The 22,917-nt window shown below is 62.2% G+C and carries 17 protein-coding genes and 1 tRNA gene; 11 read left to right on the forward strand and 7 right to left on the reverse strand.

Features of this window, described 5'->3' with window-relative positions:
* The first annotated feature begins 45 nt into the window (after positions 1–45).
* Entirely contained in the window at positions 46–834 is a 789-nt protein-coding gene (nudC, locus tag ACUCCZ_RS04455; protein WP_435916988.1) for an NAD(+) diphosphatase, read from the forward strand.
* A gap of 31 nt (positions 835–865) precedes the next feature.
* On the opposite strand, the gene recD is transcribed toward nudC, so the two are convergent.
* Genes recD through ACUCCZ_RS04470 form a run of 3 tightly spaced genes read right to left on the reverse strand, consistent with a single transcriptional unit; the run spans position 866 to position 9,115 of the window.
* Positions 866–2,734, reverse strand: coding sequence for an exodeoxyribonuclease V subunit alpha (recD, locus tag ACUCCZ_RS04460; RefSeq protein ID WP_435916439.1), 1,869 nt, complete (start codon positions 2,732–2,734; stop codon positions 866–868).
* Complete coding sequence (locus tag ACUCCZ_RS04465; protein ID WP_435916440.1) at positions 2,727–5,960, reverse strand: UvrD-helicase domain-containing protein; 3,234 nt, start codon at positions 5,958–5,960, stop codon at positions 2,727–2,729. Before ACUCCZ_RS04465 ends, recD begins: the two co-directional genes overlap by 8 nt.
* Complete coding sequence (locus tag ACUCCZ_RS04470) at positions 5,957–9,115, reverse strand: exodeoxyribonuclease V subunit gamma (RefSeq protein ID WP_435916441.1); 3,159 nt, start codon at positions 9,113–9,115, stop codon at positions 5,957–5,959. The genes ACUCCZ_RS04465 and ACUCCZ_RS04470 overlap by 4 nt, the downstream gene beginning before the upstream one ends.
* A gap of 140 nt (positions 9,116–9,255) precedes the next feature.
* Between ACUCCZ_RS04470 and ACUCCZ_RS04475 the strand changes: the two genes are divergently transcribed.
* Complete coding sequence (locus ACUCCZ_RS04475) at positions 9,256–11,361, forward strand: UvrD-helicase domain-containing protein (RefSeq protein ID WP_435916989.1); 2,106 nt, start codon at positions 9,256–9,258, stop codon at positions 11,359–11,361.
* Here the strand turns inward: ACUCCZ_RS04475 and ACUCCZ_RS04480 are convergent.
* Positions 11,319–11,924, reverse strand: coding sequence for a hypothetical protein (locus tag ACUCCZ_RS04480; RefSeq protein ID WP_435916442.1), 606 nt, complete (start codon positions 11,922–11,924; stop codon positions 11,319–11,321). The two genes, ACUCCZ_RS04475 and ACUCCZ_RS04480, sit on opposite strands and share 43 nt — an antisense overlap.
* A 516-nt stretch (positions 11,925–12,440) precedes the next feature.
* Between ACUCCZ_RS04480 and ACUCCZ_RS04485 the strand changes: the two genes are divergently transcribed.
* Entirely contained in the window at positions 12,441–13,064 is a 624-nt protein-coding gene (locus ACUCCZ_RS04485; protein ID WP_435916443.1) for a M48 metallopeptidase family protein, read from the forward strand.
* Here ACUCCZ_RS04485 and ACUCCZ_RS04490 read toward each other — a convergent pair.
* Complete coding sequence (locus ACUCCZ_RS04490) at positions 13,052–14,413, reverse strand: zinc-dependent metalloprotease (protein ID WP_435916444.1); 1,362 nt, start codon at positions 14,411–14,413, stop codon at positions 13,052–13,054. The two genes, ACUCCZ_RS04485 and ACUCCZ_RS04490, sit on opposite strands and share 13 nt — an antisense overlap.
* A gap of 86 nt (positions 14,414–14,499) precedes the next feature.
* Between ACUCCZ_RS04490 and ACUCCZ_RS04495 the strand changes: the two genes are divergently transcribed.
* The 3 genes from ACUCCZ_RS04495 (at position 14,500) to ACUCCZ_RS04505 (ending at position 16,861) form a co-directional block, all read left to right on the forward strand.
* Positions 14,500–15,648 (forward strand): YlbL family protein, encoded by a 1,149-nt coding sequence (locus ACUCCZ_RS04495; RefSeq protein ID WP_435916445.1) that lies wholly within the window; start codon positions 14,500–14,502, stop codon positions 15,646–15,648.
* Between the two features lie 17 nt (positions 15,649–15,665).
* The gene (locus ACUCCZ_RS04500) at positions 15,666–16,208 is read left to right on the forward strand and encodes a PPA1309 family protein (protein ID WP_435916446.1); all 543 of its coding nucleotides are present in this window, start codon (positions 15,666–15,668) and stop codon (positions 16,206–16,208) included.
* Between the two features lie 167 nt (positions 16,209–16,375).
* Positions 16,376–16,861, forward strand: coding sequence for a universal stress protein (locus tag ACUCCZ_RS04505; protein WP_435916990.1), 486 nt, complete (start codon positions 16,376–16,378; stop codon positions 16,859–16,861).
* 74 nt (positions 16,862–16,935) lie between these two features.
* Here the strand turns inward: ACUCCZ_RS04505 and ACUCCZ_RS04510 are convergent, their stop codons facing one another.
* Complete coding sequence (locus tag ACUCCZ_RS04510) at positions 16,936–17,580, reverse strand: cation efflux transmembrane domain-containing protein (protein WP_435916447.1); 645 nt, start codon at positions 17,578–17,580, stop codon at positions 16,936–16,938.
* Positions 17,581–17,724: 144 nt separating this feature from the next.
* A tRNA-Met gene (locus tag ACUCCZ_RS04515) sits at positions 17,725–17,801 on the reverse strand.
* Positions 17,802–18,015: 214 nt separating this feature from the next.
* On the opposite strand from ACUCCZ_RS04515, the gene ACUCCZ_RS04520 reads away from it, so the two are divergent.
* From ACUCCZ_RS04520 to ACUCCZ_RS04540, 5 genes are read left to right on the forward strand one after another with little or no spacing between them, the layout of a single operon-like run.
* Positions 18,016–19,503, forward strand: coding sequence for an ABC transporter substrate-binding protein (locus tag ACUCCZ_RS04520; protein ID WP_435916448.1), 1,488 nt, complete (start codon positions 18,016–18,018; stop codon positions 19,501–19,503).
* On the forward strand, positions 19,500–20,477 hold the full coding sequence (locus ACUCCZ_RS04525) for an ABC transporter permease (protein WP_435916449.1): 978 nt from the start codon (positions 19,500–19,502) through the stop codon (positions 20,475–20,477). The genes ACUCCZ_RS04520 and ACUCCZ_RS04525 overlap by 4 nt, the downstream gene beginning before the upstream one ends.
* Positions 20,474–21,286, forward strand: coding sequence for an ABC transporter permease (locus ACUCCZ_RS04530; protein WP_435916450.1), 813 nt, complete (start codon positions 20,474–20,476; stop codon positions 21,284–21,286). The genes ACUCCZ_RS04525 and ACUCCZ_RS04530 overlap by 4 nt, the downstream gene beginning before the upstream one ends.
* Positions 21,286–22,098, forward strand: coding sequence for an ABC transporter ATP-binding protein (locus ACUCCZ_RS04535; RefSeq protein WP_435916451.1), 813 nt, complete (start codon positions 21,286–21,288; stop codon positions 22,096–22,098). Before ACUCCZ_RS04530 ends, ACUCCZ_RS04535 begins: the two co-directional genes overlap by 1 nt.
* The gene (locus tag ACUCCZ_RS04540) at positions 22,095–22,880 is read left to right on the forward strand and encodes an ABC transporter ATP-binding protein (protein ID WP_435916452.1); all 786 of its coding nucleotides are present in this window, start codon (positions 22,095–22,097) and stop codon (positions 22,878–22,880) included. The genes ACUCCZ_RS04535 and ACUCCZ_RS04540 overlap by 4 nt, the downstream gene beginning before the upstream one ends.
* Positions 22,881–22,917: the final 37 nt, after the last annotated feature.

Raw genomic sequence — 22,917 nt, forward strand, 5'->3', positions numbered from 1 at the left:
GACGACGAGGCGAATCGAGCTCGGTGGGAGGATCCGAAGGCCCGATTGTTGCTGATCGACCTGCATGACAAGGTCGTGATGTCCGACGGACGCGTGGCTACTGTTGCGACTGAGGGGGAGCGGGACGACCAGCGCGACCTATTCCTGGGCATCGTCGATGGAGTGCCGTGGTTCGCCCGACGGAACGGTGAGCCGCGTTCAGAAGCTCGCAGCGTGCGCACCGTAAACCTTGACCCGACTGATCGTGAAGTGGTGATGTCGGCTGTCGCAGCTCTCGCGTGGCACGAGGACAATCCGACGTGCCCCCGCTGCGGGGAACCAACACGCATCACCAACGGTGGCCCGGCTCGGGTCTGTGCCCATGGTCACCAGGTCTTCCCACGTACGGACCCGGCAATCATCGCTGCGGTGCTGGATGCCGAGGACCGGATTGTGCTTGCTCGACAACACTCCTGGGCTCCTCACCGTCGATCCGTTCTGGCGGGATTCGTCGAAGCTGGGGAACCAGCGGAGCATGCCTTGGTTCGGGAAGTGGCCGAGGAGACGACCCTGAATATCACAGCGGCGCGGTATGTGGGATCACAGGCATGGCCTTTCCCGCGCTCACTCATGTTTGGTTACGCCGCACGAGCAGTCGGAACGATCGATGTGGGCCACGACGAACTGGCGGAGGCTGATTTCTTCTCCCGCGACGAGATGTCCGATCAGGTTGAATCAGGTCAGTTGCAGTTGCCGCCGACCTTGTCGATTGCCAGGGCTCTCATTGATGCATGGTTGACACATCAGCTCCCCGACCCCGAGAGCGGGTTCGACTTGTCGTCTCCGCTGAGGTGAACGCCGGCAAGCCCTTCGGCAGTTGCTCTGGTCACAGCGAGTGAGTCTCCTCCCATCGACGCTGAATGCCAGACCTGCGGTCATTGGCCCGATCGATGGCCCGCTCCACGGACTCCTTTGTGCCGACAACCGTGAGGTGCTCACGAGCACGAGTGATCGCTGTGTAGAACAACTCACGGGTGAGGAGCGGTGAATCCGGGGGCGGCAGGATGACCGTGACATTGGTGAACTGACTGCCCTGGGCCTTGTGAATCGTCATCGCTTGCAGAGGCTGCAGGGACGGGATGAGTGAACAAGGCAAGCGCCGAGGAGCGCTGCCAGGTCCGGGAAGAGCTACTGTCGGAACAGGTCGCGTCTCCACGACAACCCCGCAATCGCCATTGTTGACGCCCAGCTGAGCGAGGTTATGTGTGACGATGACGGTTTCACCGAGCGCCCATCGGCTCTGGTCAACTCCCGGAAGGACGTCGGTGAGGACAGAAACCGTGCGTTGCGACCACTCGTCGACACCATATGGTCCTTCCCGATGGGCGCACAGCAAGCGATGAGCGTCCACGAGTTTGAGGGCAGCGGCGTCAGACCCTGACTGGACCAGCTCGAGCATCCGCGATCCTGTCTGGGCGATGACGTCCGCGACGGCTGGAAGGTCAGCCATGGTGATGTCGGCGGGATCGGTATCGATCCAGGACATGCTTGGCAGAACGGAAGCTGACCCTGACACATCGTGCTCGGGCCGGAACGTGGTGAGCACCTCAAGAGCGGTGTCCTTGTCCCCCTCACGAACGGCTTCCGAGAGATCCGCGATGTCTCCTCGTGATCGGTGATTGTGAGTGAGAATCGTGACAGGCAGACGTGTGTCGAGGGTCTCGGCTGAGGACACAATATCTGCCAGAACACTTCCAGCGTCCACGGAAACGAGCTGGCCCGGGTCTCCCACCAGGATGAGGCGAGTTCCGGTTCCAACGGCGGCGAGGAGACTGGCCGCCAGTGGGAGGGAGAGCATGGACGCCTCGTCGACGACGACCACTCCGAACGGAAGCTGGCGCTGCTCGTCGTAGCCGAAGGACGTCCCTGGTCCCTGCCATTTCAAAAGCGAATGGACGGTCGTGGCATCAGCGACGACGGGTCTGAGATCGTCAGGCATGCGCTCTGAGACCTCTGACACCGAGTCACGAAGTCGGGCCGCTGCTTTGCCGCTGGGGGCTGTGAGGGCAATGGCACCGAGGTGAGGATCTGCCTTCTGAAGTGATGCCAAGATGGTGCACACTGTCGTCGTCTTTCCGGTCCCAGGTCCACCAGCAAGGACACTGATCCGGTGCGTGATGGCGGCAACAGCAGCCTCGGCCTGGGCCGGATCCAACACGATCCCGGAAGACGCGAGAGCAGCGCTTACCTCTGAGACGATCTGCTCGGCGGGAACGGGTCCCTGGCCTGGGGGGTTCGCGGCCAGGGAGGCCACGTCGCGTGCGACATCGTGTTCAGCCTGCCAGTACTTCTCAAGGTAGAGCAGGCCCTCGTCCAAACGGGCCGGCAATTGATTGAGTGGATCAGCGCGGCCCGCAATGACGGGGCTTTCGGCAAGGGCAGAGAGCCACTGCCCAGGTTCAGGCCATTCCAGGTCGTCAAAGAGCGCAGCCAGTTCGCTGTCGTTGATGTCCGGAATGGCTGGATCGAGAACCTGATGTCGGATGGACTCGGCAATCTCGTGGGGATCCCAGAACACTGATCCTCGGCGCAGCTCACGGCACGACAACGCAATAGCCAAACTCACGTCAGCGTTGTGTTCCCCGCCGATACGGCACACCAAGTTGGCAAGGTGAATGTCGCTTGGTTCGAGGACGCCTGCGCGGGCGAAAGGCTCCAATCTGTTTCCGGCCCCGACCGGCACGAGTTCAGGCACGATGACCTCCCAAACAGTCGCTGATGGCCTCGATGAGTTCCGGCTTTGGATGCCAGGTGAACACTCCCTGCGGCATCCCCGTCTCCGGAGCTGGGCGACCGGTCATCCCTCGAACGAAGAGATACCCAATCGGGCCGAGGTGGCGGGCAGGGTCGTACCCGGTAAGGCTCGACGAGAGAAAACGATGCAAGGCCGCCGAATACAACAGCCCCTGAAGGGGGTAGTGAGAGCTGAACATCATGGCGCGCATGGTGTTGGTGTCGTACATGTCGGCCCGTAACTTCCGAGCACCAGGAACTCGATTCGTCTTGTAGTCGACCACGAGGTGGCGTCCATCCGGTCGCCTCAGAACAGCATCAATCGACCCGGTGAGGAATCCGCGTAGGGCCTGATCACTGTTGGGTATGTGGGCCAGCGCGTCTCCATAACCATGGATCGGATCGTCGGGTGGCACCAAACCTGGATCCCCGAGCAGGGCTGCCAGGTCGGTCGTCGTTGCTGCGAGACCGGATTGAGACATCGCCAACTCGAAGTTCATCTCGGCGAGTCGGTCGTCGGGGGAGAAGCTCGCCAAGGACATGCCCGGCGCCAGCTCGCCGAGATCAGTTCGCAGAACCTGTTCCAAACCGTTGGCAAGATCTGTTGCAGGGACATCCGGCAGCGGCGTAGTTCGCAGAATCCTGCGGGTGATCGCGAGGACCTCGTTGAACACATCCGCAGAAGTTGTGTCGACGTACTCCAGGACTTCGTGTACCAACGTGCCGAAGGACGTGCCGCCTGGAAGGCCGCAGAGGCCTGGTGCAGTGGTGTCGGGGGACCCATTGTCCTTGGGCTCGTCAGTCAATGTGGTCGTCAGGGCAGTGAAGGCGGAGCCATGAAGCTCGGCGGTCAATCCCGAGTACGAGGTTCGGACGAAGTCGAGGTCGAGCGGTCGCCTCAGAGAGCGAGGAGATGCAATGACCCGATGCTCGGCGTCGGACGTTCGAGTGAGCTGTTTCTGATTGATGGGTGCGAGGGTTGTCATAATGGGCCCTGAGTTGAGCCAAGGGAGGGTACCTGGATCAGTTCCGGCCCTGCCAAGGCCGAGTTTGCCAGTGGACCGGTCCATTTCGACCAGACGCTGGAAGGCTGACCATCGATTGCGCCGTGAGCACGGAGACCACCACAGCCGAACGGCTGATCGGGCACGGGTGAGGGCAACGTAGAGAAGTCGCAGATTTTCGCCACGCTCGTCCTCCTCGTGGCTCTCAATGGCCATGGCACGATCAATCCCCTGGGAGGAGATGTCGAGCACGCGGCGCTGCCCGTCATGCCAGACAACCGGCCCGCTGATGCTCTTCCTCGGCGCCCATCCATGGGCGACATCAGGTAGCAGGATGACCGGGAACCCCAAACCTTTCGCCTCATGAATGGTCATGACGTTGACGGCTTGGTGGTCACTGTCGAGACGACGGGGATCATCGTCACCAGCTCGTTGTTGCTGATCGCGTATCCATCCTGCGGTTGCCGTCGGCGTCAATGCGGCCTCGACAGCTGCGGCATGGGCCTTTTGAGCGATCTGACGGAGGTCGGTGACGTATCGCTCGCCCCCGCTCATGCTGACAAGACGATCCAACACCCCTGGTCGGTGAAGGGCGGCTTCCACGGTGCCCCAGACCCCGGTACTGGGCCACGCGCTCGCCCAACGGGCCACGTCGATGGCGAGGTCGGAACGCACTCGCGACTCCGATGCCGCGAGGTCAGCAGGAGTTGCACCAATGAGGTCAGACAAGCACAACCGGGTTCGCAGCCTCTCGTCAGTGTTGTCGAGAGCTTCCAGGACGGTGATGAGATCCTCGGCTGCACGGGAAGACCACACCGGTGATGCGCCGGAGAAGACTGCAGGTTGATTGGCCCGTGACAACGCGGCAGCGATCTCGGCACCTCGCCTCCGCGTCCTGACGAGGATGGCGATGTCGTTGGGGCGAAGTGGCCTGTCATACTCGTCGCCATCACGAATGGTCGTGCCGCCTTCCAGCATCATAATGACTTGATTGACGAGGTCCTCGGTGATGAAGCAATCCGAGGTGGTGGCATCCAGTTGCCCGTCAATGGGGGCTTGGAGACAACGGATTTGGAATGGTTGTGACCAGCTGTATCGGTGGCCCTGCGAAGCTTCGGTGCCAATTCGTGACGTCTGGTGACGGGCGGTAACCGGCTCCATGGCGATACCGCGTCCTAGCTGTGCATTGCCGAAAAGGGTATTGACCGCCTCGACGATGGGCTTGTCCGCCCGGTAATTGACGTCGAGGTGGAGGACGTGTTCAGCAGAATTAGCGGCATCCTGATAGGCGTAGATGTCGGCACCGCGAAACGCGTAGATGGACTGCTTGGGATCTCCGATGAGCCACAAGTTGCTGTGTCCATGAAATGCCCGGTGCAAGATTTCCCACTGGAGAGGATCTGTGTCCTGGAACTCATCAACCATGACCAGGGAGAACCGCTGTGCCAACGTCGTACATGCCATTGGGCCACGTACGTGATCCCGCAGCGCTCCGACAAGATCTCCGATGAGGTCGTCAAAGGTATGGACTGCTCTCGTCCGCGAGCGCCTTCGTACCTCGTCACGCACGGACATGGCCCAGCCAAGATCGGGCGACGCGACGTCCACATCTGTCGCGATCGGCACTTCGCCGTACCTGACGGCAACGGCCCTGGACAGATCCCGCTTGTCACCGACCGAAGGAGGTCGGTCAGCATCGAGGTATCGAGCCAGATAGAAGTCGTCAGACACCTCGTTGGCCACTGGAGTGAGGTCAGCCATCAGGACTGACGACGGGTCGTGATCTGCCAGGACTCCCAACTCGGCGAGCATTCGGGCGGCGAACTCGTGGGTGGTTGTCATGACGGCCCGGTCGAAGGAGTCGAGGGCCGCCTCCACACGTTTCAGCCCTTCTGCACCTAGGCTCTTCAGGGAGCCATCGCAGGTGTCAGCAGACTCCCGGCGACCTGCGAGCAAGGATGCGGTGCTGACAAGGCGTTCATACACTCGGCCACGTAGTTCCTGAGCTGCTGATCGGTTGAAGGTGACCAGCAGGAGATCCTCGATGTTCACCATTCCGGTAGCGATCGCTTTGGCACACACCGCCGAAATCGTCCACGTTTTTCCGGTTCCCGCGCTCGCAGACAACAGGACCGTTCCCTGTGGTAGCGGATCAGCGATGTTGAATGAGGTGTTTGTCGTCATGCCATACTCCCGGGATGAGTGAAACGAGCCATTGAGGGTTGTGAGGACCCGGTTTCTTGCGACGCCCGAATGATGGGGTTGAACAACCACCCGGAAAGCTCCTCAAGGGTGGTTCCGAGTTCATGACAGCGGGTGATCAGCTCGGTAACGTCAGTGCCCAGGAATGCTGCCCAGTTCGGATCACGTTCCCGCGACCACTGCACTTGGAGAGCACTGGCCCCGGTGCGGTAGTCATTGCGGGCCATGGGAGACAGGCCCACCAGAGCATGGGCCAGTTTGACGGGCAAAGGGATGAGCTGTTGGTTGCTCCACCATGCCAGACGTGCCAGACCGGCGAGAATCCGGCGTGCACGGTCGGGATCCGGGGCCACCATCTTTCGAACTCCGTCGCTCGAGACCAGCGCGCCACTCCATCCGACCTCCTCAGTGGTGATGGCGACCGCTAGGAGGTCAACCCACAGGTCAAGAATCGGCCTGGCATTGGCACGGGTCGCGACAGCGTGAACGATCTGTTTGTTTCTCACGCCCACCCGGCCTCGCAGCGAGACCGCATGTATCGGGTCGATGATGAGACCGTCAGGCCACCTCAATGGCGGGTTGTCACCTTCAACGAGATCAAGGTTGATTTCGATGAATCGTTCATCGGCATCACCACGAAGCTGGTTGGCCAGCTGTGAAATACGCATCGCATCGTTTGCCAAGGAAGTGACGAGATGCTGACCCAAGCGGCCCGGGGGAGTCGATCCGCGCAACCGCTCGGCGTCAATGGCATCGTCTGGGTTCGAACCATGCTCGAGGTCCGTGAGGATCCGAGAACGGATCCAATACTTGTCCAACGGTGTTGGGGCAAGGGGGAGGTCGATTGGCAACGGCGTGGTTCTCTCGTTGGCTGGAGCACCTGCCCGTGCCCGGAGCAATGTCCGAGCTGGGTGAGACAACGCCAGGGTGAGATCGGTTGGCGACATTCGCGATTCGGGAAGCTCCGCCACCGATGGTAGAACAACGCGTTCACGACGTCGCTGCGAACCAGGTTGGCATCGTGCCGCACTGGCTGCGATGTGATCGAAACCGCGCCACGATACGCCGCTTCCATCACAGAACTCATCAGGCGAGAAGGGCTGCAAACCGTGATCGACGTATTGGGCAGTGGTGGATCTCACCTGGAGTGATTGCTCGAGCGACGTCGTGAATGGGCCAGGCAGCACGGGCAGGTTGGTCACGGCGTTTCGAGCCTGTCGCACGACGATGAGACGGCTCCTTGCCGACAGGGCAACGTCAAGCAGGTTCTGGCGTGCTCTCGCAGTCGGGTCGAGGCAGTCATCGCGCAACCCTTGCAGCTGGTCGGCCCGAATGACGTCTTGATCAGGGTCAACGATGATGACGACTTGATGATCAATGGGGGAGAGATCCCCGGGACGACACACGTGAAGCGAACCGTCGAACCATGTGTGACGACCGTGATGTGTACGCGACAGCCAGATCAGAAGATCAATGATCTCCTGGCGATCGAAGTGTCGGTTCTCCGCAGCCACGTCAAGACCGGTCAGAAGGGAGAGGGTGTCCAGGACAGAGCGCGGAGCATCACTGGGCGCGGCAGTGAGGGTGTCGACGAGATCGCTGATGCGAGTTGACCACGCCGTGATTGTCGCGGGTGCCTCGGTGTCCAGAAAGGCCTTGCGCAGTCGCGATACCAGTTCGGCGAGCTTTCCGACCACTGGGATCGTGGTGGAACCGACGTCAGTAATGGGTGTGACGGTACCAAGATGGGTAGGAGGAGCTGACGACATCGCGATGGCGAGAAGCATGCGCTCGATTCCGGCCAACCAGGTCGACTGCCTGATGCGTCCCAGCCCGGCATTCTCTCGAGCCGCTGGATCAACCCCCCATCGGATGTCCGACTGGCTCACTAGTCGTTCGATGGTTTCCTGGTCATCGTCGGAGAATCCGAAACGTGCCCTCACAGCTGGCATCGCGCACAGATTGAGGAGATCTTGTCCGGTCGCGCGAGACGACGCCAAGCCAAGGACGGTTGTGACGGCCTCGGTCACCGGATTGACACGATCCTGGGGAGGGAGAGTCGTGAAACGGATTCGGTTGGCCGGGTGAGTGACGTCCGCCATAGTGCTTGCGGACAACAGGTGCACAGTATCCGGGCGTCCCGAACAGACGATGACGACATCCCTTGGTTGAACCGTCTCGTCATCGGCGAGAACTGCGCAGACGACGTCGCGTATCACTTCTGCCTGACGGTCTGGCCCGTGGCAGTTGTGGATCTCGACCGGGGCCAGCTCGTTGGCTGGAGCGCCCGAAGCCTGACCCGTCACCGGAAGCGATGATGCGGTCCACTTCGTGGTCGTCCTGGTGCGCAGGCGGTCGAAGGTGCGCCACGGATCGTCATGGTCAATGGCGTGGTCGAGGTGGACGATCATGATCGTGCGCGATGCCGCCAGTGCTTCGACCAACTCGACGTCATGATGGGGCAGAGCTGTCGAGGACAGCCACACGATGGGTGCACCGGATGACGGTTCCAGGCTTCGTACTGCGTCGACCAGCATCTCGTGCCTGGTCACGGGGTCGGCAACGGGGCAGGACTCTGCGAGCAGGGTACGCCAGAGTGGGGCCCACCAGGACCGGGCGGGATCCAGGGGGGTGCCGGTGAGATCGACGTCATGGTCATCGTCGCGTCCGGGACCATGACCTTGTGACCAGGTTCGCAGCACCTCGTGGGAGTCTCGGACCAACGCCGTCAAGGCTTCTGCGGCTTGCCGGGCAGTCGTCCATGATGCGCGCGGAATACCTTGTCGGCGGCTGGCATCGACATGAGCGGAGACGATCTCGAAACCCGGGGAATCGGTCTCGATGATGCGTGCAATTCGCAACGCCAATGGCCCAGGGCGCCACGGATCCTCGCCGCGCTCAATCCCGAGGAGCTGTTCCTCGAGACGGGTGCGGAGACCTTGAGGCGTTGCCGACTGGATACCGGCGGCGATGCCATGACGGCGGGCAAGTTCCTGCAGCAGAGCGCGGGAATGGGCAGCGCTGGGTGTCACGAGCAGCGGGCGAATGAAAGGGTCCTCAGAAGGTTGCGCAAGGGCCGCCGTCACAGCTTCGCAGACCTGGTGCCAGCTGTGAACAACCTTCACCACTCCTGCCATCGGAGCACCTCCTCGTGACGACTCGGTCCCATCCTGAACTGTTGGAAGCCGAACTGGTCAGTCAGTTTAGGGGCGCTGTCGGACAGGATTTGAGACAGTTGGATACGTGTCAGCCGAACAGCTCGACGGACCATGCCGCCGTGGAGCTGTCGGTACGTGCCTCTAGGGTGAGCACCGTGAGACCCCGATCGGCGGATGCGATCCTGGCAGCACTGGATCCTGAGCAGGTGAAGGTTGCCAAGACCTTCGACGTTCCGGTGTGTGTCATAGCTGGTGCCGGAACGGGAAAGACTCGCGCTGTCACCCACCGCATCGCCTACGGAGCCGCGACCGGAAAGCTTGACCCGCGCCGGACTCTTGCCGTGACCTTCACCACCAAGGCCGCCGGCACGATGAAGGGACGACTCGCTGACCTCGGTGTGATGGGGGTACAGGCTCGCACCATTCACTCGGCAGCCCTGCGCCAGATCAGATTCTTCTGGCCGCGCGCCTACAACTGCGAATTGCCACCGGTGAGCGATTCGAGATTCTTCATGGTTGCCGAGGCCACCCGACGTATCGGCCTGGGACATGACACAGCACTGTTGCGGGATCTGTCTGCCGAGATTTCCTGGGCGAAGGTCTCGAATGTTCCCAACGAACGATATGCAGCCTTGGCGCGAACGGAAGGACGGGTGGTGGCCGGGGTGTCCGCCACCGATGTCGGCAGGGTCCTGGCCGGATACGAAGCGGTCAAACGGGAGCGTTGCGTCATTGACCTGGACGACATCTTGCTGTGTGCCGTCGGAATGTTGGTTCAACACCGCGACATCACTGAGGAAATCCGTTCCCGATATCAACACTTCGTCGTTGATGAGTATCAGGATGTGTCTCCCCTCCAGCACCGGTTGCTCGAGCTGTGGTTCGGCGACCGCAATGATGTGTGCGTTGTCGGGGATCCCCATCAGGCCATTCACTCTTACGCTGGTGCGCGGGCCGACTACCTGATGAACTTTGTGGCAGATCACCCTGGTGCCACACGCATTGACTTGGTCCGGAACTATCGTTCGACTCCGGAAATCATCCGGCTGGCCAATGGAGTTCTCGTCAACCGCATGGCCTCCGATGAAGCTCCCGAACATGGCAGGGGAGTGACCTTGGTCTCTCATGGCCGTTCGGGCCCCGAGCCGATCTACCAGGTGCTTGGTGACGACTCGTCCGAAGCCTCGGCGATCGCGATGTGGGTGGAATCGCGTCATGCCGCGGGGACCCCGTGGTCTGAGATTGCCGTGTTGTACCGAGTGAATCCCCAGGCGAGCCATCTTGAGGCAGCGTTCGCCGAGCGGTCCATCCCATACCTGGTCAAGGGATCCGAGCGGTTCTATGAGAGGCGGGAGGTCCGGCGCACTCTCGATGCCCTCATCCGGATCGTCGCTGATGAACCTGGGGCCGACGCCATGCTCGCCTTCGACCAACTTCTTGCCTCGCAAGGGTGGACGACCGCAGCTCCCCAGGGAGAGGGAGAGGTGAGGCAGCGGTGGGAATCGCTGCAGGCCCTCCATGACCTCGCGGCCTCTGCCGTCAGGGAGGGGGCGACGACCCTGGCGGACTTGGCCACCGTGTTCTCGCGGCGAGCTGCTACCCGGGAAGTCCCTGTTGGAGACGGCGTCACTCTGTCGACATTGCACGCATCGAAGGGGCTCGAATGGGATGTCGTCGCCCTGTATGGGATGAGCGACGCCATGGTGCCGTTCATCATGGCGGAAACTCCCGCCGAGATCGCCTCGGAGCGACGTCTGCTTCACGTCGGCGTCACCAGAGCTCGTCGAGACCTGTGGGTTTCGTATTCCTGGGCGGGATCGAACCGCGACCGCCAGGGGATCTCGCGCTTCCTGCGAGGATTGCCGGGCGCCGCAGACGCATCCACCACACCTCCACACCACCGGAAACGCCGCGCGACCGTCGCAGTGTGTTCGGTCTGTGGGGAGGCGTTGACTGTTGCGCGGGATCGCAAACTCGGCCACCACATTGCATGCGAGGTCGGGGTTGACCCGGCACTGGTCGAGCGGTTGCGCGCATGGCGTAGCGAACGAGCGGAGGCGGATCGCGTACCCGCCTTCGTCATTCTCACCGATGCCACCTTGCTCAGCGTGTCCGAGAAACGGCCAAAATCGGTGGAGGAGCTGCTGCAGGTTCCGGGAATCGGCCGACGTAAGGCCGATCTTTACGCAGCTGATCTCATCCAGGTGTTGCACGACCCCTCCTGAAACGACCAGCAGTGACAACCCGGCTGAGCCGGCACATCGAGACTGCGTTCGCCGGCGTCGGTCTTCACGTGGACGGACTTCGCGCGACACACATCTGAGCCATCGCGAAGGGCCAGAGCTGCCGCTTCGATCTGGTTCACCAGCCACGCGGTGACAGTCGGATCGTGACTGTCTCCCTTCGTCGTACGAGCCATCGTCATCCAATCGGGATCGCGCGCCGCCAGCGCCATGTCCGCGCAGTGCTGGCACCCCGGGTGATGATCGTTGATCGGTCCGAGAACACCCCAACGATGGCGTCCCCAGGCAATGACCGACGGGATGCCGGCTCGATGACACTGCTCGGCAATGTCACGGCCTCCGGACAAGGTACTTGGACAGATGACGACGACGTGGACCTCGGGGCAGGACACCTCGGACACGCACTGAAGGTCGCGAAATCCCCGGGCCTGCCCGCCACGCATCCACATCGTCACCTCGACACGTCGTGCATCCAGACCGTGAACGATGTCCTGGGAGACGCCGTCGTCACTGACAACGGCAACTCGCAGGCCGGTCGGTCTCATCACCATTGCGCACGTGTGAAGGCAATTCGCGATATCTGCAGGAACATCGATGTGTCCGTCATGGCTTGCACGCACGCCTCGCAGCCGAAATGATCGACCGTCTGGGGCAAGCAGGCGCAATCCGCCGGGTACGGGCGTCCAAGGACAATCAAGTTCAACACGCATGCCTTGAGAATCGCGAAAGGCTTGAAGCGCGGGAAGGACCAACAAGACGACGGGCAACACGTCAGCAGTGACGGGCAACACACTGCCCCTCGCGGACAACACATGCGGACGTTCGAACAACACCGAGTCCGAGCACGACCTGGCACGTCAGGACACGAGGCTAGAGGGGACATGGGAACCCCCGGACCACCACGATGTGCCTTCCCCTGCACACCCGAGATCCGGGGGTTGGTCTCAATCTAGGGCAGGTTGGGGTTCTCGTCAACCACTGTGCGCTCAGATTTCGTGATGCCTCAGAGCCGAGCCGCAGCGCAGGACACTGCCTCGCCGACAGTGTCCTACCCACCGGGCATGATGGGTCACATGGCTGGCAGGGCAACCACTGACGAGATCATCGCAGCGCGCGACGGTAGGCCAGAAATCATCATTCGGCGTAGTTCTCGACGCCACCGCACCTTGAGCGCACGAATGGAGGGCACGTCCGTCCTCGTCATGGTTCCCATGGGTATGCGGAAAGCCGATCAGAATCGTCAAGTCATGGACCTGGTCGACAAGGTGACGCGATCCCAGACTCGACGACGATCCAGTGCGACATCTGAAGAGCTGACACGTCGCGCTCGTCGGCTGTGCCGGACTCACCTAGAGCCGCGGGTGAGGCACCCTGTCGAGCCCACCTCAGTGAGGTGGGTGTCAAATCAGAACACTCGGTGGGGATCATGTACTCCGGCGACGGGACAGATCAGGCTGTCAGACCGCATGGTCGGATTCCCAGACTGGGTTCTGGATCATGTTCTGGCCCATGAGCTGTGCCATCTGGTGGAAGCCAGTCACAATCGACGGTTCCACGAGCTGCTCGCAGGATTTCCCAATGCGGAGCGTGCAGAGGGATTCCTTGACGGGTATCAGTGGGCTGCTTCCGGAGGAGTCGATACTCCCGAACACCAGCCCGACGACAGGTTGGCTCAGTCGCCCTGACCGTGATCGCGCAACAGCTTCTCCAACTCGGCATCGAGATCATCGCCGTCTTCAGCAATGTTCTGACGATCGCCTGAGACATAGCCCAACGGGTCATCAAGGTCGGCAGCGGTGGGCACGAGATCGGGGTGGTTCCACACCTGGTCGCGTCCGACCGTGCCACGGGCCTCGCGCAGTGCCGCCCACAGGTTAGCCGCGTCGCGGACGCGGCGAGGGCGAAGCTCCAGACCGAGCAAGGACTGGAAGAACGTCTCGGCGGGGCCAGATGTGGCGCGACGACGGCGCACGGCCTCGGCCAGCTGGTCGTGGCTGGGAAGCCAGGTGCGGGCGACCTGGGATGTCACCTCGTCGACCCATCCCTCAATGAGGGCGAGCAGGGTTTCAAGACGCTGAAGGACGCCCTCCTGCTCCGGCGTGCGGGTCGGCTCGAAGAGGCGTCCTTGCAACCGCTCGGACATCTCCTGGGCCTTCTCCGGGGTCAACTGGGACAGGTCATCAATGTCGATGGCGTCCTCGATGGCAGAGGAATCGATGCGAATTTCGCGAGCATAGTGCTCGACGAGGGCCAACAGCTGCGGTCCAAGCCAACTCACCGCGTTGAACAGACGCTGACGGGCCGACTCACGCAGCACGAGGTAGAGCTCGACATCTCGTGGATCAAGGTCGAGGTCATTCCATGCCGCGGCAATGTTGGCCGGAAGAAGGACGACCTGCGGTACCGGCAACACCTGCAGACCAATTTCGGTTCCCGTCACCGTCGAGGTCGACAGTTCACCAAGGCCCTGGGCCAGCTGTGCTCCGTACAGCATGGCCGACATCCGGCGAAACACCGGTCCCATCATCTGGGTCAGGGCAGCCACCGGGTCATCGGGGCCGCCAGGTGACATCAATCCAGTCATCGCCTCGGTCAGGGAGACCAGTACCGGCTCAACGACCGACTGCCATGAGGAAAAGGTGTGCTCGATCCACTCCGCACGGCTCCAACAGGCAGGCTGCGTGTTGACCTGGGCGAACTCGCATTCTCGGTCGAGCCAGCTCTCTGCAAGACGCGATGCGTCGAGCAGGGCGGTGCGCTCCTGCTGGCCTGGCGTCGGATCAGGGCCGCGAGAGGCAGTGATGTGGCGAGCCATGTCCTTGATGTGAGACCAATCGACCGGTCCGTCGCTCGGATTGGCTCCCGGCATTGCGAAACCAACCGGTCCGTCTGAGCTGAACATCTGCGACAACTGGGTCATGAACGAGGTGAGGTCACCATTGGCGGGCAGGCCCAGTTGCTGCATCATGCGGCGTAACTGCGCGGCCATCTCCTCGGGGTCGGGCTGCCCAGAATTCTGGGGTCCGTCACTCATTCCCGTCTCCGTTCGCTCGTCGTGGTGTCCCTGCCAAGTCTAGAGCTGTCGCCGTGGTGGAAAAGTGATTGCCCGTTCCGGCTAGCATGGCCACCATGTCCGAGTCGATCACGCCCACTTCACCGGCGCAGGACTCCGGCACGCCCGCAGCGACGACCACCGCGGTCGATGCCGAGACCCGCCAGAGGGCGCGTTTTCCCACTCGTTGGACCGCGATCTCGTCGGCTCTTGTCGTGCTGCTGTGCGTGCTGGCCCTGATCCTCGTGCCCATCCCATTCGTAGCCAGGTCGCCAGGACAGACGGTGAATCTGCTTTCGACGAACGAGCAGGGTAAGCCGATGATCCAGATTGACGGCTTGACCACTCGGCACAGCGAGGGCGAGATGAGGATGACCACGGTGTCCACCACCCGTGCGGATTCACGTCTCAGTCTCGCGGAGGCGTTGGTGGACCACATCCGTCAGGACCATGATGTCTTGCAGCGGGAGGCCATCTACCCGCCTGGGCGTTCCCCTCAGCAGGTCAACGCTGAGGAGTCGTACATGATGGACACCTCCCAGCGTGATGCTGCCGTGGCTGCACTGCGCGCCGCAGGTCAGCCTGTCGTTGAAATGCCCATGGTCAATGCCGTCAGTGCGGTTGGTCCCGCCCACGGAAAACTCGAGCCCGGTGACCTCATCGAGAAGGTCGATGGGAAGCCGGTGAGCTCCCTTCTCGACGTCGGCAAGGCGCTTCGCAAGCACGCCGTGGGCGACACAATGGTGTTCGGGGTGTTGCGGAACTCCACTTCGAGGACGGTTGCTGTGACGACGGTCTCATCTGTCAGCGATCGCAGAGCTCCCGCCGTCGGCATCACCGTCGACACCGGATACCGCTACGCCCCGACGGTCAACTATGGAATCCCAGCAGACATCGTCGGCCCTTCAGCCGGACTTGCCATGGCCCTGTCGATCTATCAGATGGTCGCCCCGAATGACCTCATCGGCTCGCTTCGAATCGCCAGTACCGGAAGTATTTCCCCTGACGGCAACGTGGTTGCCATCGGCGGTATCCAGGAGAAGATCGCTGGCGCGGAGCGGGACGGCGCCAAGATCTTCCTCGTGCCGGCAGGCAATTGTCGCGACGTCAGTGGGGTTCGGACCTCGATGCGTCTGGTCAAGGTCTCAAACCTCAAGGACGCGATTGCGGTCATCCAGAAGATCCGCAGTGGAGGAACGGGAGTACCGCATTGCTGAGTGATGAGGGCGAGAAGATGAGTCAGGATGTCGAGAACGCAGGGTCCGAGACACCGTCGGTCAATGATGCGCTCGTGGCATGTCTGGCTGAGATCGAGAGGTTCGTCGGAACATCGAGCTGGGGTGGCCCCCCACGCCTGTTCGCCCTGGCGCGCACCGTCGACCTCATGAAGGCCGAACCTGCACTTGCCGGTCAGCTCGCCCCGGGCAGTCCGGGTAGTCTCTCCAGCATCGAGCAGGACGACTTCCATGCGGGGGAGGATCTGGCCCAGGCCCTCGCCACGACGGCTTGGGGAGAGGCCGTTGACGGGGCGGCCATCTGTGTCGAACGGATCTTCCTGCCCGACGAGTGTGCCAACGAGATTCCGGACGGTCCGGACAAGGCTGCAGCTTTCGTCGCAGCTCATCCCAAGCGTCAGGACGTACGTGTCGTGGCCGGTGCGCTGCGTGATGGCAGCCACTATGGGGTGGCCCGTCTCGTCGATCATCCGGAGGACTTGCTCGGATCGGTCGACCTCGTCCCGGCCTTGGAGTCCGCCGTTCTCGGCACCCTGAGGTGACGACCGGTCGTGAGGTCGTCTCGTGGTCGGTAATGTGCACCGTGTCGGTAACGTGCCGCCACATGTAGGAGACGATCATGACCGAGCAGCAACACGAGCTGGCCAAGGACACCTCCGTGACCGACCGCCGTGCATCCGTGACATACGAGCGTTCGCCCCGGGGGACGATGAGGGGCCGTCCGGTCATCGTCGCGATCATGCCGGACATTCCGCGAGCCGTGCTGGAGGTCGGCGTCGAGCATGCCAGGGCCATGGGCGGCAAGATCGTCTTCGCTTATGTCGCGACCGATCGTGTGCCGAACCCGTCTGATCCCGACCAGAGCCACCCACTGGACCCGAGTGCCCAACGCATTTCGATGGCGACTGCCCGGTCGTCGATCCAAGGCGCTCTGGACACCTTCATGGCGAACTACCCGGAGATGGAGTGGGACCTCATCCACCTGTCCGGCCTGCCGGATCAGCAGCTTGCCCACCTTGCTCACAACATCGACGCCGGATGTTTCGTGCTGGGGACACGGCGTCCCGGGTTCCGTGCTGGTTTGCAGGAGTGGCTGGACGGCTCTGTGGCAGTCCAGTTGGGACGCCGCCAGCTGCGTCCGGTCATCATTGCCCCACTGCGTGGCGAGGACTGGGACCAGCCGCTGTGTCGGTGAGGCCCATGGCGTCTGGCGGTTCCGTGCCGGGAGGTGTGGCTGACGAGGGGCTCGGCGAGACGTTCCGGTGCCGCTCAGTCCTCGTCAATCTCTAGTTGAGGCACCTCCCGGCGAGCCTGCGCCCACACGTCCTTGGCGGCGTTGGCATTGATGGCGGACATCACGAGTCCGACGATGACGTCGGGCCAGACCGTGAACCACACCGTCGTGATGAGACCAGCGACCAGAATGAGCACATTGCCGAGCACGTCATTGCGTGCGGCCAGCCATGCCCCTCGAACCAGGCTCGATCCTTGGTGACGCAATGTCATGAGTGCGATGGCGCACGACAGGTTGATGAGCAGGGCAATGATGGCCGTCACTGACAACGGCACGGGCTCGGGCGGGACCCCTGAGATGATCTTCCAGACGGCAGTTCCCAATGCTGCAGCTGCCGGTACGAGGATGAGACCGGCCAACCAGATGCTGGCCTTCCGTCGTGACTGCACCGACCACCCGAGGGCCACCAGGACGAGTCCGTTGATGAGGACGTCCTCGAGGAAGTCTGCCGCGTCGGCGAACAGCGATGCTGATCCGATTATGGATGCGACCGTGACGTCAATGACGAGTCCGATGGCATTGAGGATCGTCACGAGAGCGATGATCCGTCTGGTCGATGGTGAATTGATCTCGTCGGCTGCGTCGGCGGTACAGGTGGGGGACTCATCGGAATGTGTCACGAGTCGCCAGTCTGTCAGATTACGCATGACCGAGTGACCGTGTCCGATTCCTGCGGACGAGTCCGTCATCCCTCGCGAAGCGAACTCAGGGGGCATGACGAAGGCCGGTTCACAAGGAGAGTTCCTTGTGAACCGGCCTTCTGGTGGTAGCGGGGACAGGATTTGAACCTGTGACCTCCGGGTTATGAGCCCGGCGAGCTACCGAACTGCTCCACCCCGCGTCGACTTGCTCGACTATACAGATCACACCGGTGCAAGACAAATCAGGTCGGGACGTGCTTCACACGCCAGGCGCATCACCCCCCGTCTTCGGCATCCGGCCGGTCCGCAGATCGGGCACATCTCACCCCACTACCAACCTCACTGTCAGTATGAATCCGGGGTCGGTTATGCTAACCCGCAGGGTGCTGAACCCGAGGGGAGCGTGACCATACGATGCGAGGTCAGTTGAAAGCTGCGGGGCTTGCCGTGGCAGTGGCTCTGTCGACCACCGGAATCGCCGGTTGCCAGTCCGCCGAAGAGGGAGTTCTCACCATTGGGGCGACGGCTGCTCCTCCGACACTGGACCTGGTGTCGAATGCCGCCGCAGCGATCCCACAGGTCCTCCTCTACAACGTGTATGAAACCCTCGTCCGCATTGACGACTCGGGCAAGCTCGTCGGTCTGTTGGCCAAGTCGTGGCAGCTGTCCGAGGATGGACTTCACCTCACCTTCCGCCTCGATCCATCAGCGCGCTTCGCGTCCGGGACCGCGGTGAACTCAGCGGCGGTGAAGTCCTCCCTGGAACGGATGAGGGCCGAGTCCGCCAGCCCCGTCAACCAGGCGAACCTGTCGGCAATCAAGGCCATCCGTACCCCCGACGACGACACGGTCGTCCTCGACCTGTCCCATCGCGACAATTTCCTGCTGTTCAACCTCGCAAGCACATCGGGTGTCGTCATCGATCCCGCCACCAAGGACCTGGCCACCCGGCCACAGGGATCTGGGCCCTACGTCGTCACCGAGTTCACACCGGGTCACTCGGTGACCTTGTCGCCGTCCCCTCGCCCGTGGCACGAGGGGGGACGTCCCACCGTTCGTTTCTCGTACTACTCGGACCCGACCTCGCAGACGGCCGCCCTGCTGTCGGGAGATCTCGACGTCGTCTCCGATCTGACGACACCTCAGGCGCTCTCCCGCTTCACCGGCAACCCGGACTACCGGGTACTGCGGGGATCCACGAACGGCGAGGTCGTGCTGGGCATGAACAACACCTCCAAGCCGCTGTCAGACCGACGCGTCCGACAGGCCATCCTCATGGCGATCGACCGCAAGGGATTGCTCGATGTCGTGTGGAATGGCCAAGGAACACTCATCGGTTCGATGGTCCCACCTACCGACCCTTGGTACACTGATCTGTCCCACACCTGGCCCTATGACCCAGCACGGGCGCGCAAGCTTCTCGCTGAGGCCGGATACCCCAATGGGCTGACTCTCAGGTTGCGGGCCGCAGCCCTGCCCTACGCGACGGCAGCATCCCGGGTGATTGCCTCCGACCTGGCCCAGGTCGGCATCACCGTCGACAACGACGAGCTGGAATTCCCGGCTCGCTGGCTTGACGTCGTCTACACCCATGCTGATTACGATCTGACGATCGTCGCCCACGTGGAGGCTCGCGACATCGTCAACTGGGCCAACCCCGACTACTACTGGCGCTACCGCAACAAGGAATTCAACCGTCTCATCGACTCCGCCCGGACCGGCCCAGCCGACCGCACCAACGACACCATGATGCAGGCCAGCCGGATCCTGGCGAATGATGCTGCTGGGGGGTTCCTCTTCCTGATGCCAAAGATCACCATCAGCAAGGCTGACATCAGCGGACTTCAACGCAACACCACCTCAATGAGCTTTGACCTCACCAATGTCAGGAGGTCGAGGTGACCTTCCTCAAACGTGTCCTCCTCCCATTGGGGGAGTTGCTGGTGTGGTTGCTGGTTGCATCCTTGGTCGTCTTTGCCCTGCTCAGCTTGCTCCCCGGTGACGTCGCCCAGGTGATTCTGGGAGCCAACGCGGACCCGAAGGCTGCGGCAGCCGTCCGCACCCGATTGGGCCTGGACCTTCCTTGGCCCCAGCGTTATTGGGATTGGATCAGCTCTTTGATCAAGGGAGACTTGGGTACCTCGATCGTGTCGGCCGAACCGATCGGGCCGCAGATCACCTCACGCCTGGCGGTGACGGGTTGGCTGGTGGGGCTGGCCCTGCTGTTGGCTCTCCTGGTCTGCCTGCCGATGGGCGCCTATGCAGCTGTCCATCGTCGGGAGGGTCGCGGATTCGCCGCCTCGGCACTGTCCCAGATCCTCATGAGCATCCCAGCGTTCCTCGCCGGAATCCTTCTCATCCTGCTGTTCTCGGTGACCCTTGGATGGCTGCCTGCTGGCGGGTATGTCCCGCTGCACGAGGATGTCGGAGAATGGGCAGCACACCTCGTCCTTCCTGTGTTGTCCCTGTCCATTGTCCAGGCTGCGGTCATGACACGTTACGTACGCAGCGCCTTCATCGACGTTCTCGCTGACGATCACCTGCGCACCGCACGCGCTGCCGGCTGGCGGCTGTGGCCCGCGCTTCATCGTCACGGATTGCGTAATGCTTCGATCAGCCTGGCCACCGTCCTCGGTCTGCAGGCAAGCGCAATGCTCGTGGGAGCGATCGTCGTTGAAGAGGTCTTCGTCATCCCAGGTTTGGGGTCCTATCTCCTCGATGCCGTCAGTACCCGCGATCTTCTCGTCGTCAGCGACGTCGTCATGGTCATCGTGGCCCTCGTACTGCTCATCTCCTACCTCACGGATCTTGTCATCGTGGCCCTTGATCCTCGGCTGCGTACCAGTGCCGCTTCCAGACAGGAGGACCGCTCATGAAGAGGGCAAGTCTGGTCATTGGGTGTGTTCTGGTCGGCGTGGTCGTCCTCGCCGGAGTCACCTCCGCGGTGTGGACACCATATGATCCCAATCTCGTCGTTCCGGCAGATCGTCTTCTGGGGCCCAGCAGCCAGCATTGGCTTGGCACTGACGGGTTCGGCTCTGACATTGCATCCCGGATGCTCGTGGGCGCCCGTACCTGCCTGCTCGTCGGTGTGGTGTCAGTACTCATCGCTGCCGGAATCGGAGTGCCGTGGGGGGTGACATCTGCCATGCTTGCCCGGCCTTGGTCCATGATCGTGGGACGAGCTGCCGATCTGCTGTATGCGTTCCCAGCCTTGTTGCTGGCCATCATTTTTGCCGCGGCGGTGGGTGGATCAACCCTGACCGGCATGGTGGCCATCGGCGTCTCGACGGTTCCGGTATTCGCGCGAATCACGAGAACGGCCAGTCGGCAGGTCCTTGCCCAGGATTACGTCGTCGCGGCCCGCAGCTCAGGAATGTCATGGCACTCCGTCGCCTACAACCACGTGCTGCCCAACATTGCTCCACTGATCGGCGTGCAGGCCTCGGTGTCCTATGGCACCGCGATCCTGGCAGAGGCAGCGCTGAGTTATCTCGGTCTGGCCACTCCGGCAACCGTTGCCACCTGGGGACGAATGTTGCGTGATTCCCAAGTGTATCTTTTCGACAACCCCTGGCTAACCGTGGCGCCGGCGTTGGCGATCGCCGGAGTCGTCATGGGCTTCACGCTCCTGGGAGACGGTTTGCGCGATTTCCTTGATCCGAGATTGCGGGAGGTCCGCTGATGGCACTTCTGGAAGTCAACGATCTCGTTGTCGATTTCGGACGGCACCGTCGGGTCGCGGTCGATCATGTCAGCTGGTCCCTGGATCCCGGTGAGCGCCTTGGCCTCATCGGTGAGTCCGGATCGGGGAAGTCCGTCACTGCCCTGGCGATCATGGGCCTGCTTCCTGGAAACGCCCACGTCTCGGGTTCCATCCGTTGGAGGGGCGAGGAGATCATCGGGGCCAGCGATCGAGCTATGTCCGCATTGCGAGGCAGCAGCATCGGGATGGTGTTCCAAGAACCCATGACAGCACTCGACCCGACGATGAAGGTCGGAAGGCAGGTTGGCGAGGTTCCCCTGCTGCACCATGCCATCGCGCGAGGCCGGGCTCATGATCGAGTCATGGAGATGCTGGAACAAGTTGGCATTGAGGACCCGGCCCGAGTGGCCAACTCCTACCCACACCAACTCTCCGGTGGCCAGCGTCAGAGAGTCCTGCTTGCCATGGCCCTGGTCAACTCCCCGGACCTGCTCATCTGCGACGAACCGACGACAGCCCTTGACGTGACGGTGCAGGCACAGGTACTCACAACGATTGACGAGGTGCTTGACTCAGTGGGCGCGGCCTGTTTGTTCATCACTCACGACCTTGCGGTGGTGTCCCACGTCTGCCACGACCTCATCGTCATGACCTCGGGCCGGATCGTCGAAACCGGCCCGGCCCGCACAGTGCTGTCCGAACCAGCTCATACCTACACCCGACGGCTACTGCGAGCCGCCCGACTCGACCTTGTCGAGCCCGGGGCAGCGATCGTGTTGGAGGATTCATGACCACTCAGATCGAGGTTGAGGACCTGCATCTTCATCTGGGGCCGCGTGGCGCCGGGGTTGACGCTCTGGGCGGGGTCTCCCTGCACATCGACGAGGGGGAACGGCTCGGTCTGGTGGGGGAGTCCGGATCAGGGAAGTCCACCCTGCTGAAAGTCATGATGGCCTTGCGGCGGCCGGATTCTGGCTCCGTCCGCTTCCGGGGACGATCCTTGGACGATACCGACGCGGTACGTGATTTGCGTCGGTCGGCCTCGATGGTGTTCCAGGACCCGCGGTCCTCCCTGGATCCGCGTATGAACATCGGTCGAGCGATCACTGAGCCACTGCGGTCCCCGGTCGCGCGCAAGATGACCCGCCAGGAACGAAAGGACCGGCTGACGAAGGCCATGATTGACGTCGGACTGGATCCCGAGTCCGCCAGCCGTTTTCCCCATGAGTTCTCTGGTGGTCAGCGTCAGCGTATTGCCATTGCCAGGGCCTTGGTCACTGAGCCCGCCGTCCTGCTGGCCGATGAACCGGTGTCGGCGCTCGACGTGTCGGTGCGTGCCCAGGTGCTCAACCTGCTGAATGACTTGGTGCGTCGACGAGGACTGACGATGGTCTTCGTTTCTCACGATCTGGCCGTGGTGCGTCATCTGTGCGACACCGTGGCTGTCATGAGCGCTGGACGCATTGTCGAAAGAGGCCCTCTTTCTGACGTCTACCGCGATCCGCACCACGAAGTCACCCAGGAATTGTTGGCAGCGATTCCTCGGATCCGTGTGGGCGATTCCACCCACTGAGACGGGCTCGGCACGTCGACCCTGCTGTCTCCATAGA

The sequence above is a fragment of the Cutibacterium nasicola genome (assembly GCF_052654715.2).

Coding starts and splice junctions, on each gene's coding strand:
- ACUCCZ_RS04465 (WP_435916440.1), bottom strand. CDS start 5,960: ATGACGACAAACACCTCATTCAACATCGCTGATCCGCTACCACAGGGA.
- ACUCCZ_RS04470 (WP_435916441.1), bottom strand. CDS start 9,115: ATGGCAGGAGTGGTGAAGGTTGTTCACAGCTGGCACCAGGTCTGCGAA.
- ACUCCZ_RS04480 (WP_435916442.1), bottom strand. CDS start 11,924: ATGAGACCGACCGGCCTGCGAGTTGCCGTTGTCAGTGACGACGGCGTC.
- ACUCCZ_RS04485 (WP_435916443.1), top strand. CDS start 12,441: ATGATGGGTCACATGGCTGGCAGGGCAACCACTGACGAGATCATCGCA.
- ACUCCZ_RS04490 (WP_435916444.1), bottom strand. CDS start 14,413: ATGAGTGACGGACCCCAGAATTCTGGGCAGCCCGACCCCGAGGAGATG.
- ACUCCZ_RS04495 (WP_435916445.1), top strand. CDS start 14,500: ATGGCCACCATGTCCGAGTCGATCACGCCCACTTCACCGGCGCAGGAC.
- ACUCCZ_RS04500 (WP_435916446.1), top strand. CDS start 15,666: ATGAGTCAGGATGTCGAGAACGCAGGGTCCGAGACACCGTCGGTCAAT.
- ACUCCZ_RS04505 (WP_435916990.1), top strand. CDS start 16,376: ATGAGGGGCCGTCCGGTCATCGTCGCGATCATGCCGGACATTCCGCGA.
- ACUCCZ_RS04520 (WP_435916448.1), top strand. CDS start 18,016: ATGCGAGGTCAGTTGAAAGCTGCGGGGCTTGCCGTGGCAGTGGCTCTG.
- ACUCCZ_RS04530 (WP_435916450.1), top strand. CDS start 20,474: ATGAAGAGGGCAAGTCTGGTCATTGGGTGTGTTCTGGTCGGCGTGGTC.
- ACUCCZ_RS04535 (WP_435916451.1), top strand. CDS start 21,286: ATGGCACTTCTGGAAGTCAACGATCTCGTTGTCGATTTCGGACGGCAC.
- ACUCCZ_RS04540 (WP_435916452.1), top strand. CDS start 22,095: ATGACCACTCAGATCGAGGTTGAGGACCTGCATCTTCATCTGGGGCCG.